The sequence below is a fragment of the Agrobacterium leguminum genome (assembly GCF_005144435.2).
GTDB classification, from domain to species: domain Bacteria; phylum Pseudomonadota; class Alphaproteobacteria; order Rhizobiales; family Rhizobiaceae; genus Agrobacterium; species Agrobacterium leguminum.
The window spans coordinates 1347609-1360027 of the sequence record NZ_CP120212.1 but is presented as its reverse complement, the minus strand read 5'-3'; the positions used below and the strand labels follow the sequence as shown (position 1 = coordinate 1360027).

13 protein-coding genes are annotated in these 12419 nt (G+C 59.0%); 4 read left to right on the top strand and 9 right to left on the bottom strand.

The genetic code is table 11. From position 1 onward, the window contains the following. Positions 1 to 188: 188 nt before the first annotated feature. The 7 genes from CFBP4996_RS20905 to CFBP4996_RS20875 all read right to left on the bottom strand — a co-directional run bounded on the left by CFBP4996_RS20905 (position 189) and on the right by CFBP4996_RS20875 (position 8420). On the bottom strand, positions 189 to 2009 hold the full coding sequence (locus tag CFBP4996_RS20905; RefSeq protein ID WP_233283603.1) for a M48 family metallopeptidase: 1821 nt from the start codon (positions 2007 to 2009) through the stop codon (positions 189 to 191). A 77-nt stretch (positions 2010 to 2086) separates the two neighbouring features. Then, complete coding sequence (locus CFBP4996_RS20900) at positions 2087 to 4123, bottom strand: DUF4034 domain-containing protein (RefSeq protein WP_080853941.1); 2037 nt, start codon at positions 4121 to 4123, stop codon at positions 2087 to 2089. Positions 4124 to 4248: 125 nt separating this feature from the next. Then, on the bottom strand, positions 4249 to 4575 hold the full coding sequence (locus CFBP4996_RS20895; RefSeq protein WP_080853942.1) for a hypothetical protein: 327 nt from the start codon (positions 4573 to 4575) through the stop codon (positions 4249 to 4251). A 118-nt stretch (positions 4576 to 4693) separates the two neighbouring features. After that, positions 4694 to 5470, bottom strand: coding sequence for an ABC transporter permease (locus tag CFBP4996_RS20890; RefSeq protein ID WP_003523941.1), 777 nt, complete (start codon positions 5468 to 5470; stop codon positions 4694 to 4696). Continuing rightward, positions 5457 to 6278 carry an ABC transporter ATP-binding protein gene (locus CFBP4996_RS20885; protein ID WP_080707329.1) on the bottom strand — a complete coding sequence of 274 codons (822 nt, stop codon included), beginning with the start codon at positions 6276 to 6278 and terminating at the stop codon, positions 5457 to 5459. The genes CFBP4996_RS20890 and CFBP4996_RS20885 overlap by 14 nt, the downstream gene beginning before the upstream one ends. Positions 6279 to 6287: 9 nt before the next feature. Next, positions 6288 to 7289, bottom strand: coding sequence for an ABC transporter substrate-binding protein (locus CFBP4996_RS20880; RefSeq protein WP_003523942.1), 1002 nt, complete (start codon positions 7287 to 7289; stop codon positions 6288 to 6290). A gap of 48 nt (positions 7290 to 7337) precedes the next feature. Next, on the bottom strand, positions 7338 to 8420 hold the full coding sequence (locus CFBP4996_RS20875) for a 4-oxalomesaconate tautomerase (protein WP_080853943.1): 1083 nt from the start codon (positions 8418 to 8420) through the stop codon (positions 7338 to 7340). Between the two features lie 105 nt (positions 8421 to 8525). Between CFBP4996_RS20875 and CFBP4996_RS20870 the strand changes: the two genes are divergently transcribed. Beyond that, entirely contained in the window at positions 8526 to 9422 is an 897-nt protein-coding gene (locus CFBP4996_RS20870; RefSeq protein WP_059756096.1) for a LysR family transcriptional regulator, read from the top strand. 115 nt (positions 9423 to 9537) lie between these two features. On the opposite strand, the gene CFBP4996_RS20865 is transcribed toward CFBP4996_RS20870, so the two are convergent. Next, on the bottom strand, positions 9538 to 10083 hold the full coding sequence (locus tag CFBP4996_RS20865; RefSeq protein ID WP_080853944.1) for a MarR family winged helix-turn-helix transcriptional regulator: 546 nt from the start codon (positions 10081 to 10083) through the stop codon (positions 9538 to 9540). A 148-nt stretch (positions 10084 to 10231) separates the two neighbouring features. Here CFBP4996_RS20865 and CFBP4996_RS20860 point away from each other — a divergent pair, with 148 nt between their 5' ends. Next, entirely contained in the window at positions 10232 to 10567 is a 336-nt protein-coding gene (locus tag CFBP4996_RS20860) for a cupin domain-containing protein (RefSeq protein WP_003523945.1), read from the top strand. A 27-nt stretch (positions 10568 to 10594) separates the two neighbouring features. Beyond that, entirely contained in the window at positions 10595 to 10999 is a 405-nt protein-coding gene (locus CFBP4996_RS20855; RefSeq protein ID WP_170988587.1) for a VOC family protein, read from the top strand. An 83-nt stretch (positions 11000 to 11082) separates the two neighbouring features. On the opposite strand, the gene CFBP4996_RS20850 is transcribed toward CFBP4996_RS20855, so the two are convergent. Continuing rightward, positions 11083 to 11925: a LysR family transcriptional regulator gene (locus tag CFBP4996_RS20850; RefSeq protein WP_080853945.1), complete on the bottom strand. Its 843-nt coding sequence runs from the start codon at positions 11923 to 11925 to the stop codon at positions 11083 to 11085. A gap of 89 nt (positions 11926 to 12014) precedes the next feature. Here CFBP4996_RS20850 and CFBP4996_RS20845 point away from each other — a divergent pair, with 89 nt between their 5' ends. Continuing rightward, positions 12015 to 12416, top strand: coding sequence for a tautomerase family protein (locus tag CFBP4996_RS20845; protein WP_080853946.1), 402 nt, complete (start codon positions 12015 to 12017; stop codon positions 12414 to 12416). Positions 12417 to 12419: the final 3 nt, after the last annotated feature.

Sequence of the window (12419 nt, the reverse complement as noted above, 5' to 3'; positions counted from 1 at the left end):
CATGGGTCCGCTTGTTCTACCGGCTCCGCCGATGAAACCTTGGAACCTGCGTATTTTAGATTTCACAAAATCACTAAATGAAGTGTTACCCGGGATAGGCAAGTGCTGACAATTCGCCGCGCCGCAGACCGGTTCGAGCATCGTTTTCAAGCCTGGCAGCAGCCGGCACCGTTATTCAAGCCTGTAACCTACGCGACCACGGCCGTGCCCGCTCGGGCAATCAGGCTATCGTGCCTGCAATGGGCCGGGACTGGATCGTTCGGCCCGATAAAACGAAGCTGCAGATGAAGATGCAGCCGCGCCTGCAAACGCTCAAACAGCCGCTTGCAGGCGGAAGCGTTCCTGTCCTCCTCGCCGGTCAATTTGCCGATGAGGCGCATGAACCAGCCGTCATAGGCCTGCACATAAAGGAACCAGCGTGTCGGGTCCGGCGCGCCGGGCGGCGTGTCGCGGCAGAGCCAGATGGCATGTGCATGCTGAAACAGCGGATGAAGCGTGCCTTGCAGCAAGGTGAGTTCGGATGCTTCCAACCCGTGAGGATGGAGACCGGTATGGTTGGCGGCGGATCGGACGGCATCTTCGCTCGTCCACAGACGGTCAGCGATCTGCCGATGCTGCTCCGCCGCCGGCCTGTCTCCCACCCGCAGGCAGAGTTCGCAGAGGTGGCGATGGAGCCGATACCTGGAGAAAGAGGGGTTCCGGCCGATACGGTGCCACAAGGACATTGCTCCGTGTATGTCTCCGGCTTTCTCCATATCCTCTGCCCGTAGCTGTAGAAGCGTCGTCTCTTCGGGCGAATACCGCGATCCTTCCGCGATAGCCTCGGCGCGCAGCATGCCTGATGGATCGAATTTCTCTGAAAGCAGCGCCAGTTGCAGCCAGTCCTGCTCGTCGAACATCTGTTGTTCGCGACGCTGCAGGAGCCTTGAGAATTCGCTGCGCTGACGGATATGCCAGTCTTTTGCGTCCTGCCAGCCTCGTTCGGCATTGTCGCGCCAGTCTGCATCAAGCCGTGCCGCGATGCCGGGGGCTTCTTTCCCCAGCCATTCGGCGGCGGCGGAGATCTCTTCGAGACGCCAGGGCAGATGATCGGGAAGCGGGCCTGCCGGATCAAACCCCGTTGCCACAATGCGTTCCGACAAAACGGGATGGGTGCTATGACTATCCGGTTTCTGGCAGAGGTCCTCATGCAGCCAGACGGCCGCCTGTGCGCCATCTCGCGGGCGGCTGTTCTCCGGCTCCGCCAACATCAGGGCAAAGGGTCGCGCCTGCGCGATGTCATCCTTGTCTGCCCCAGCAAACATATCCGGCCAGAATTGGCTGGACAGGGCTCTTTGCCGCAATGTGAGAGCGATTTCCGTCTCAAATGCGATGTCGGCGCCGCAAACCGTGATCGCCCGAGCATCGGCAACCGCCTCGCAGCGACGGGAAAACTCCAGCGTCTCGCGCATCATGCGCGGCACATACCAGGCAAGAAACAATCTGAGCGGCGCGGTGACCAGCCGATGATTGCGCTCATGCAATTTACCGAGTGCCGCCCAGCGTTGGCGAGCCACATGGGCCCAGCGCGCGAAATGACCGTGCAACCGGGAAATATGGGCGTATTCATGCGCGATGACGGCCGCGGCCTGCCGTCCCGTCAACAGGGCGAGAAGCGGCAGGCCGAGCACCAAAACATGCCTCGGCTGGCCGCCACGGGAGCCCGTCTGATAGATCGACGCGTTAAGCTCTGCATTGATATAGACGGCCGTGAAGGCTGGCGCATCGCAGGCGAGGCGCAGCCGTTCAAGCTCTTCGGCAAGAGCGGGAACCTTGTCGGCCTCCAGCAATATTCCATCCGAAACCGGTGGGGGCGGCACTGCCGCATAGGCTCGCAGGACCATCAGCCCGTAAAGGACCCATGACAGCGCCGGCAAAGCAAGAAGCACCAGCAGAAGCCGCGAAGGCACCAGCAACACAAGCAAAAGAGGCGACAGGATCAGCGTAAGGCCGCTGGCCAACAAGAACATGTCACCAAAGGCGAGCCAGGCCAGGGCTCGCCATCTGCCTTCGCGCGGTGACTGGAGGGGGCTCGCCATGCCGACGCTTATTTCGGTGGAAGATGGTCGCTTGAAAGTTTCTTGCCGAGGAAGAAGGCCTTCAACGCCCGCCCGGCCATCTGCAATCCGCTCGATCCATAAACTTGCGTTTCCATCCACTCCAGTGACGAATGATCGGGGAAGAGTTCCTTGTAACGGTCGAACCATTGCATGGCGATGAACTCGCTTTTGGGAACGCCATCGCCGTATTTATAGGCGAGAACGACCTGGCCATAAGCCTCTCCGGCAATGTGGTCGTCATGATAGTCGATGAGGGATTTCATATTGGCGACGGCCTGCTGTTTTTCCTCCGCAGTGCCATGCCGGCGGTCGACGCTCGCCAGTCGAATGAGGGACATATCCACGCCGCCTTCCATCGCGCCACGGTAATATTCCTGAACCCGTTCGAAATTTTCCCGGAGCGACAGATCGAGATTGTCGACATTTTCCAGCCGCCAGGCATAGTTATAAAGTGCGACCGGTTCACCCTCCTCGACTGCCTGCTGAAGCCAGCGACCCGCTTCGTCGCCGTCGAGCAGTTGCGGGTCTGTATCGGGCCGGAATCCCGTTGCGATATCATACATGCTTGCCGCGGCCGAATAGACGCGCCGTTCAGCGAATGCGCGGGTCAACCAGGCCGACTCCTGCTGGAAGCCTCCATCCCAGATCATCCGGCAGGCATGCATCGGCGTGAACTCATCGGGCTCGTAGAGCGGTTCGAGTTGCGCGACCCGGTCGACCAGCTGCGTGGCGATGGCCGGGTTCGCCTCTATTCCCCACATGCCGAACTGCCAGGCAAATGCCGCCATGGTCAGCATGGTCGGCTCGTCAAAACGACGGATGGCCGTTTGCAGCACGTTTGCATAGGCGCCGTCGTGATCCTCGAAATGCTGGATCAGCATCAGATTGGTGAAGTCCCGGAACGGGCCGTCAATGGCCGGATAGGTTCCCGGCGCCTTGCAGTAACGGATGGATTCCACATGGCGCTGGTGCGCCAGTTTTTCGTCCTGGAGAGAATAATGGGTGAAATTGGCGTATTTTCCGAGGGAAACGAAACGCAGGCGATCGGTGAGATCCCGCGCCAGCCAATTCTTGAAAATCCTCTCCCGGGCGGCAATTTCGCGGGTATCGCCGGGTTCGGGATAATCGGGGATGGTCAGCGCATCCTGCACCCCGGGCCAGCGCACGGAATTGCGCTCCTGTTCGCTCAGTGCGGAACATAAGGGGCCTTTGGCGAATTTTTCGACCTCACCCTCATCGCCACCCCATCGCGGGCTCAAATATTGCGCGTAAGAAACCAGGATTTCCGGCCAACGGGGCCGAAGCGAAAGGCAGTAGCGCAACCAGTAATAGCCGGGATTTTCGGCGTCCCCCTGCTGCAGGGGCGGAAGCGAGGCAGGAAGCGTCGCCGTTATGATACCGGGCGGCGTCAATCCGTGTCTGGCAAGCCGGGCGCATGCGGCTTCGTAAAGCTCCGGTTCCAACTCATCGCTCGTTACCGTCTTTTCAACCGGCGTACCCAGAAACAGCGCATCGACGAAATCCGGCTGCCCGAGATACTGGCTCATCTCCATCATGGTTTCCGCAGCAAGAGCAGGCCGCGCGGAAAGGGTCATCGCCTTCAGCAAATGCTCTGCCGCAATTATGCAGGCCATGTGGGCGGCGGTCCACTGGTCTTCCCCAACATCCGATGCCCAGGTCGCCGTTCGGATGTCGCAGGCCCGGCGGAAATAATAGTGACCGGCGACCTGCCTTGCATGATACGAAGCCGGGTATGCCTGCCTCCAGGCATCGAGCAGTTCCAGTCTGAGGGCTGCGTCGACGCTGGCGCTGTCGAACAGGCCAGTGTCGGTCGAAAGATGGATATAGTGATCGTCCGCCAGATCGTCGGACTGCCACCATGCCGCTTCAAGCGCCGCGAGTATACGCTCGACCTCGTCGAAGCGCCGTTCAAGCATCGCCTTTCGCAATTCATCCCGCTGACGGAATCTCGCCCATTGCGGGCCATCCAGTGGCAGGGGCGACGAACTTGTGACTGTTTTCATGAATGGCTCCTCAGCGGATACGTCCTTCCTTGGAGCACCAAAGAACCCCCTGTGTCGAGATATGGAAGGAGACTTTTCCCGGCACTTTTACAAATCTCACCGCCAGAAACACAATGCACCAGCGCTCAATCAGCAAAAGCCACGAGCCCCACGCCTCGCTTTGCAGCCCGTTGCAGGAGATCACGCATCGAATTGAACGCGGCCAGCGCGTGTTCGTTACCTTCAAAAACATGTTCGTTTGCCAGGAGAATGTTCAGCAATATCACGACCTGCTTCGGTTCAAGCAGCGTATCTTCGAAATATCTGAGATTGACGCCGGCCTGCCGGGCCTTGTCGAACAGGGCCGCAAGTAAACGGTGCGCATCAAGATCGATGGAGCCGGCGAGTTCCAGGCAGCCCGGGTCCGAGGGTATGACGGTGGTGTCGAAATCAGTGTAATAGATATCCAGCATGTGCAATTTGTCCAACGAATGAAGGATTTGGACGTCCCCATTTCGCTTGCAAGGCTCAGCCATTTAAAAAGGGGCGATCACGGACCGCCCCAACGGAAATAGTCTTGTTTCAGTCCGCTTACGCGGGACGCTCCTCGCCTGCATTGGGTCGCCAGGTAATCAACCTCTTCTCCGCAAAATCCAGAATGAGGTCAATAACAAGAACGAAGACCGCCAGGATGATGATGCCCGCGAAGACGCCGACCGCATCGAAATTGCCTTCCGAACGGGCGATCAGATAACCGAGGCCGGCGGAAGCTCCCAGATATTCGCCGATGATTGCGCCAACCACTGCAAATCCGACGGAGGTGCGCAGCGACGACAGAATCCAGCTCGCCGCCGCCGGGAAATAGACGTGACGCAGCAAATCCGAACGCTTGGCGCCCAGAATGCGGGTATTGGAAAGCACGACCGGGTTCACTTCGCGCACGCCCTGCATGGCATTGAAGAAGGTGACGAAGAAGACGAGCGTAACCGCAAGCGCAACCTTCGACCACAGGCCAAGACCGAGCCAGAGCACGAAGATCGGGGCCAGAACGACACGCGGAATGGCGTTCACGGCCTTGATGAACGGATCGAGCACCCGCGCGACGAAGGGGCTGAGGCCCAGCCAGACGCCGGCGCCGACGCCGAGACCTGTACCTATGAGATAGCCCAGCACCGTTTCGCTCAGCGTGATGCCGACATGCTTGTAAAAACCGGCATCGGCAACCCAGTCAATCACCTGTTTGACGATGTCATAGGGTGCCGGAAAGAAGAAGCGGTCGATGGCGCCCGAAGTCACACCGAGCTGCCACCCGCCCAAAAGCACGACCAGAAGAGCGATCTGGATGATACGAACATTAACGGCTTGCATAGCTTTTCTCCACTTCGCCACGCAGGGACGCCCATATATCGCGATAGAGCGTCATGAATTTTGGATCGAGTTTGATTTCCGCGACGTTGCGGGGCCGCTCGAGATCGACAGGGAAGCTCTCGATGACGCGGCTCTTCGGGCCGGCAGCGAGAACGACAACCCGGTCTCCGAGCGCAATCGCCTCTTCCAGATCATGGGTGATCATGACCACCGCACGGCGGTCCTCCTGCCACAGGCGCAGCAACTCGTTCTGCATGAGGTGGCGGGTGTGGATATCCAATGCCGAGAAGGGTTCGTCCATCAGGATGACCTTCGGCTCGGTGATGAGAGCCTGCGCCATCTGCACGCGTTTGCGCTGTCCACCGGAGAGCTGGTGCGGAAAGCGGTCTCCGAAGCCCTTCAGGCCAACTTTTTCAAGCCAGGCCTGAACCTTGGCGCGCCGCTCATTTTCGGGAACGCCGCGGAACATCAAGCCAAGCTCGACATTCTGAAACGCTGTCTTCCAGGGAAGAAGCGCATCCTGCTGGAACAGATATCCGATGTTGTTCTGTACGCCCTTGACGAGCGAACCGTCGATGGAAACCCTGCCCTGCGCTGGCTTCAACAGGCCCGCGATAGCGTTGAGAATGGTGGACTTTCCGCATCCCGTCGGCCCAACGATGGAGAGAAACTCACCATCGCCGACCTTGAGATTTACATTTTGCACGGCAACGAACGAACCGAACGCCATGGTCACGTCGTCGATTGCCACCATCGGCTGGGGTTCGAGTTCCGTCACGGGTTCTAGCTTTCTGGCTGGCGAAGACATGGCGGCCTCTCAGTTTGCGGCCTTCGAGGCCGCAGCCTCGACGAACTTGTTGGTGTAGGTGGTGTTGAGATCGATCGTCGCCTTGGCGACCGCATCATTGAAGCTTTTCAGAACAGCGAGCGGCGTTTCGAGATCGGCAGGCTCAAACTTGCCGTCTTCGGAGAAGATCGCCTTGGCCGCTTCAACGGCCTTGATGTAGGTCTGCTTGTCGCCGGACACGAAATCATCGGGAAGCTTTGCGACGATTTCCTCCGCAGAATGCTGCTTCATCCAGTGCAGCGCCCGAACCGTCGCATTGGTGACCTTCTGGATCACTTCGGGATTGGCATTGATATAGTCCTGCGTGGCGTAAAGGACCGAGGTGGGATAGATGCCGCCATAGACATCCCTTGCGCCCTGATCGCTACGGGCATCGATGAGGATCTTGCCCAGCCCGCGCTCCACGACGATGGTTGCGGCAGGATCGTAATTGACGAGCAGATCGATCTTGCCCTGCTGCAGGGCGGCAACGGCCGCAGCACCCGAACCGACACCGATGATGGAGATGTCATTGTCGCTGAGATTATGCTGCTTCATGTAGTAGCGAATGAAGAAGTCCGAAGAGGAGCCGGGCGACGTGATGCCGACCTTCTTGCCCTTGATCGTCTCAGGCTTGGCCGGGTCGAAGTCCGTGTCGTTCTTGCCGGCGAGAACCAGACCCGAGTTGCGGGCAAGCTGCACGAAGCCGACCACGTGCTTGTTCTGCGACTGCATCTGGATCGTATGATCGTAGAAGCCCACGGCAACGTCCGTGGAACCGGCAACAAGCGCCTGCAGAACCTTCGATCCGCCCTGGGCAAAGTTCTCGGTCGTTACATCAAGGCCCTCCTCCTTGTAGAAGCCAAGGCTCGCCGCCACGGGGAAAGGCAGGTTGTTGAGGTTGTACGAGCCAACGCTCATCCTGACGGATTCGGCATTGGCAGATGCCGCCAGCGCACAGAGCGCCGCGGTTGCAAGCAGATATTTACGCATAAGGGTCTCCTCCCGGTTTGACTATATTTTGCGCCACTATGGCCGCGTCTAGGCTGCGTCTTCAATCGCAGCAGTTGGTTTGGCGAAGGCGAAGCCTTCGAAAAGCCTGCGCGCCGTTCTCACGAGTCCGGCCGTTATTGCGCCGTTTCGCATCTCCAGCTGCACATCGAGGCAGCCTGCGGGATGTTCGATGCGGATCTGGGTCGGCACCGAAAGGCCTCCGGCGGCATCATAAGCGATGGAGCCTTTGGTGACAGCCGCGGTTGCGATGCCAACGGCACCGGTCGTCGCCAGTGCAGGATGACACTCGTTGGGCATGAAATACCGTACAGAGAGAGTGCCGCCTCTGCGGGCCGGTGCAATGAGCACCGGTTTCGGAATGACCATGTCTTTCACATCACCCATTCCCATCAACTTTCCGGCCTCGATGCGGATGCGGGTCATCCGTGCGATGAGATCCTTGTGAGCGCTCAGGGTTTGCGGATCCTCGTACCCCGTCACGCCGAGATCGGCTGCGCGGATGAGAACCATCGGAATGGCGCAGTCTATGGCCGTCACATTGACGCCATCGATCAGATCGACCGGCTTTCCGGTGGGCAGCAGCTTGCCGGTTTTCGCACCCGCCGCATCCATGAATGTCAATGCGATGGGCGCCGCCAGACCCGGAACACCGTCGATCGAGGCGTCGCCGAGATAAATAACCTCGCGGCCGCGTGTCGGAACCTTCGCCTCGATCAGCTTGCCGGTATTCACGTTATGGATTCGCACAAGAGTATCGTTGCCCTGCGCTTCGACAAGCCCCGCTTCGATGGCAAAGGGCCCGACGGCGGCCAGCATGTTTCCGCAGTTTGGCGAATAGTCGACATACTGCCTGTCGGTGCGAACCTGTGCGAACAGATAGTCGATGTCGGCGCCCCTGACCGTGGAAGGGCCGATAATCGCAACTTTGGACGTGACCGGATTGCCCCCGCCAATGCCGTCGATCTGCAATGGATGGCCAGACCCCATGATGGAAAGAAGGGCCGCGTCCCGGTCTGCCCGATCACGGGGAAGATCGGATGCGAGAAAGAACGGTCCACGCGACGTTCCACCGCGCATCAGCACACAGGGTATCTTCAGCAGATCGTTCATGGGTTGCCTCAATATTGCATTTGGCGGATCAATGCGCCGTGTTGTTGCAATATGAGCAAAAGAGTCTAATCTGTTAAATGCAATGTTTTGGAGTTTTATTGCGGTATGAGCATCAATTGTGAAATTCTGGATCTGCGGGCGTTTCAAGCGGTGGTTGAACTGGCCAGTTTCCACAGGGCCGCCGAGGCGCTGCATATCTCGCAACCGGCGCTTACCCGCCGTATCCAGAAACTGGAACAGGCCATCGGCGCGCCACTTCTTGAAAGAACGACGCGCCACGTCGCACCCACCGCCATGGGGCAGGAAGTCATGCCGCTCGTTCGGCGTATGCTCGAGGAATTTGACGGATCGCTTTTTGCCATGAAGGACGGCGCGCAACGGCGCGGGCTTATCACCATGGCCTGCGTTCCCACCGCCGCCTTTTACTTTCTTCCCACCGTCATCAAGACCTTCAGCCAGCAATATCCCCATATAAGGCTGCGGATCAGGGATTTGACAGCCAATGAGGGTCTGCAGGCGGTCGCCAGAGGCGAGGTGGAATTCGGCATCAACCTGATGGGCAATTCCGATCCCGAGCTTTCATTCGAGCCCCTCATCGATGACCCCTTCGTGCTGGCAATGAGGAAAGACCACCCTCTGGCAGCTTTCGAAACGATCGAGTGGGACCAGCTGGAGGCCTATCCGCTGGTCGTCGTGGACCGCTCGAGCGGCAACAGGACGCTTCTCGACAGCGCGCTTGCACGGCACAATCTAAAATTGAACTGGTTTTATGAGGTGACGCATCTCAACACGTCGCTCGGTCTGGTCGAAGCCGGACTTGGCATTTCCGTCCTGCCGCGGCTGGCAACGCCGCAGGACGAGCACCCATTCCTCATCACCCGGCCAATCGTCAACCCGGTGGTCTCCCGTACGATAGGCATCGTGCAAAGACGAAGCAGCGCTCTTTCCCCAGCCGCCGAAAAATTTGTGCGGATGCTGCTCGAGACCTGGAAAACACAGTGATCGCTTGAGAGAGATGCTTCTAGGGCATGCTGCGGCCAATGGCGGCGCGAACCGTAGGTGCCGGCAAACAGCCTCTGATTTGCAGATCGCTCGAATGAAAGAACTGCGCCAGAAGCTACACGCGGGCCTCGATATCCAGCACCAGCTTTTTCAGCAGCGCCGCGAGGTTATCGCGCTCGTCCGAAGTGAGCCCCTGCAGGAAAGTCTGCTCGCTCGCCATGTCCTGGCGAAACGCCTTTTCCGCCAGCTCAATGCCCGCCGGCATGAGGCAGACAACGACGCTGCGCCCATCGAGCTTCGATTTTCTGCGCTCGATGAGGCCGGCCTTTTCCAATCGATCAAGCCGGTGCGTCAGACCGCCTGAGGAGAGCATCAGCGTCGTATACATTTCCGTCGGCGTCAGCTGGTAGGGCGGTCCGGACCGGCGCAATGTCGCGATGACATCGAACTCGCCGCGGTCGAGACCGAAGCCGGCAAATGTCTCTTCGATTGATGGCGCCAGAAGGTTGCTGAGCCGTTTGGCGCGCCCGAAGACAGCCATCGGTTCCGTGTCGATATCAGGCAGTTCCCGCGCCCACTGGCCACGGAGACGGTCGACATGATCTTCCCTGTCAGCTTCCATCGTCCGATCCGTCGTTGTGTCCGGCATCGCCTGCTTCATCTCATCACCCCATCAGCACTTCGAAAACCATATACGGCTTTGCCTGCTCCGTGAATATATCTTTGCGAGAAGATAGATATCTTGACAGGAAGATAAATCGCACATATATCTTCTCGCGAAGATAGTTTTGTCTCAGGGAGGAGACCAGATGTTTTCCATCCGTCGCCATCAGGAACCGAACCCCGGCCAGAGCCGGACGGTGCGTTATGAAGGATGCGAATACGGAAGCGCCGTATCCATCTTTCTCGTCAATGCCGATCCGGGTCGCGGCCCTGATCTGCATGTTCATCCCTATGCCGAAACCTGGGTGGTGCGCAAAGGCGAGGCCGAGTTCACAATCGGCGATCAGCGGGCGCGCGGCTCGTCGGGAGACATTGTCGTTGGGCCTGCCAATATCCCCCATCGCTTCGAAAATATCGGCACTGACCGGCTGGAGATCATCTGTATCCATCCGAGCGAGACCTTTCAGCAGACCTTCCTGTAACCCCGTTCCACCATGAGGAGAAAGACAATGGCCAAAATGATTTTCCTGAACCTGCCGGTGAAAGACCTGGCCGTTTCGACTGCCTTCTATGAGGCGATCGGCTGCGTGAAGAACGAAGAGTTTTCCAACGAAGACGCAAGCTCGATGGTGTGGTCGGAGACCATCACCTTCCAGCTTCTGCGGCACGATTATTACAAGACCTTCACCGCCAAACCGATCGCCGATGCCCATACGACAAACAGCATGCTGATCGCCCTTTCGCGCGACAGCCGCAAAGAGGTCGACGCCATGGTTGGCGCCGCCGCAAAAGCGGGCGGGCAAGCGGATGTCCGGGAACCGCAGGATCTGGGTTTCATGTATCTCCGCACCTTCGCCGATCCCGATGGCCACGAATTTGAACCCGCTTACATGGATTTGAGCAATGCGGGCTGACGTCATCATTCGCGCGCGCGACGTGGCGAACTTGTTGATGGGCTGGAGCGGAAATGCCCAAAAGCGTCGGGGAACCACTCAACCTAGTCGCCGGTGCCGGATACGGCTGCGGCCAGGGCTCTGATCGCCGATGCATGTGCGGGCGTTCTTGCGCGGGAAAGAAGAACGATATCGGAAGGCGGCAATGAAGGCAGCCCCAGTTCCACACCCCTGTCAGGCAGGCCGCGGGCGCTAATATCGCCCATCGGCGCGACACCCGCACCTGCAAGAATTCCTTCATGGAGCACCGAACAGCTTCCGGCAGTGAAAGCATCGCGCCACTCCACGCCCGCTCTTCTAAGCTCCGACACCGCAATTTCCCGAACACCGCACCCGGACCCCAGCGACACCAGCGGAATGGCGCTGTTGGAGCGTGGCCGCCAACCCGGGGCGGCCCGCCATCCCAGCCTGTCGGTACGCAGGATTTCGCCGTCTGAGCCACCGCCGTTACGCCGGATAATGGCGGCGTCGGCCTGTCCGGACGCGAAACTTTCCTTCACGTGCCGGGAAAAGCCGATATTCACGTCAATCACCGCATTGGCGGGGAGTGCCGCGCGCATCGCCCGTATGGCCATCGAAAGGCGGCCCCCGATCGCGTGGTCACTGGCGGCCAGGCTAAAGTGCAGCGGCGATTCATGACCGAAGGTCAGCGCTTCCTCGTGTTTGGCGAGCAGTTCGCGAGCCTTGGGCAGGAACACCTGGCCATCCTCCGTGAGCCGCAGATGCCGCGGCGAACGATCGATCAGCCGCCTGCCGACACGCTGCTCCAGCATCTTCAATTTTTGGCTGACGACCGGTTGCACGGTTCCTGCCGCCTCCGCCGCCTTTGTCAGGCTGCCTAGCTCTACGGAGAAAATGAACAGGCGAACGCTTTCGAGGTCAATCATATAAAATCGCTATGTATGGAATATCCAATGCCATATTCTCATTATGAAGAAATTTGCGCAAGGTGTCTCTGCAACAAGGAGACAAGACCATGCCCATGATCAAAGCGCGCTACACCAAACCCCGGAACGGACGCGACCCAAAGCTGGAAGTCGCGGCTCTGCTTTCTCGTCTAACGGCGGAAATCCTGCACAAGGACCCCGCTGTCACCGCGGTTCTCGTCGAGAGCGCCGATCCCGATGACTGGATCATCGCCGGAGCGAGCGTCGCCGACCAGAAGGTCGGAAGCTTTTATGTCGAGGTTTCGATTACGGAACACACCAATATAAAGGACGAGACGACCGAATGGGTCCGGCGGGTCTATAACGAGATGAACGCCCTGCTGGGCCCCGTGCACGAGGCGAGCTATGTGCTGGTTCACGCCGTCGATGGCGATGCCTATGGTTATGGCGGGCAAACCCAGAATCTGCGGTGGGCACGCAAACACGGCTAGTAT

Coding starts and splice junctions, on each gene's coding strand:
- CFBP4996_RS20905 (WP_233283603.1), bottom strand. CDS start 2,009: ATGTTCTTGTTGGCCAGCGGCCTTACGCTGATCCTGTCGCCTCTTTTG.
- CFBP4996_RS20900 (WP_080853941.1), bottom strand. CDS start 4,123: ATGAAAACAGTCACAAGTTCGTCGCCCCTGCCACTGGATGGCCCGCAA.
- CFBP4996_RS20895 (WP_080853942.1), bottom strand. CDS start 4,575: ATGCTGGATATCTATTACACTGATTTCGACACCACCGTCATACCCTCG.
- CFBP4996_RS20890 (WP_003523941.1), bottom strand. CDS start 5,470: ATGCAAGCCGTTAATGTTCGTATCATCCAGATCGCTCTTCTGGTCGTG.
- CFBP4996_RS20885 (WP_080707329.1), bottom strand. CDS start 6,278: ATGTCTTCGCCAGCCAGAAAGCTAGAACCCGTGACGGAACTCGAACCC.
- CFBP4996_RS20880 (WP_003523942.1), bottom strand. CDS start 7,289: ATGCGTAAATATCTGCTTGCAACCGCGGCGCTCTGTGCGCTGGCGGCA.
- CFBP4996_RS20875 (WP_080853943.1), bottom strand. CDS start 8,420: ATGAACGATCTGCTGAAGATACCCTGTGTGCTGATGCGCGGTGGAACG.
- CFBP4996_RS20870 (WP_059756096.1), top strand. CDS start 8,526: ATGAGCATCAATTGTGAAATTCTGGATCTGCGGGCGTTTCAAGCGGTG.
- CFBP4996_RS20865 (WP_080853944.1), bottom strand. CDS start 10,083: ATGAAGCAGGCGATGCCGGACACAACGACGGATCGGACGATGGAAGCT.
- CFBP4996_RS20860 (WP_003523945.1), top strand. CDS start 10,232: ATGTTTTCCATCCGTCGCCATCAGGAACCGAACCCCGGCCAGAGCCGG.
- CFBP4996_RS20855 (WP_170988587.1), top strand. CDS start 10,595: ATGGCCAAAATGATTTTCCTGAACCTGCCGGTGAAAGACCTGGCCGTT.
- CFBP4996_RS20850 (WP_080853945.1), bottom strand. CDS start 11,925: ATGATTGACCTCGAAAGCGTTCGCCTGTTCATTTTCTCCGTAGAGCTA.
- CFBP4996_RS20845 (WP_080853946.1), top strand. CDS start 12,015: ATGCCCATGATCAAAGCGCGCTACACCAAACCCCGGAACGGACGCGAC.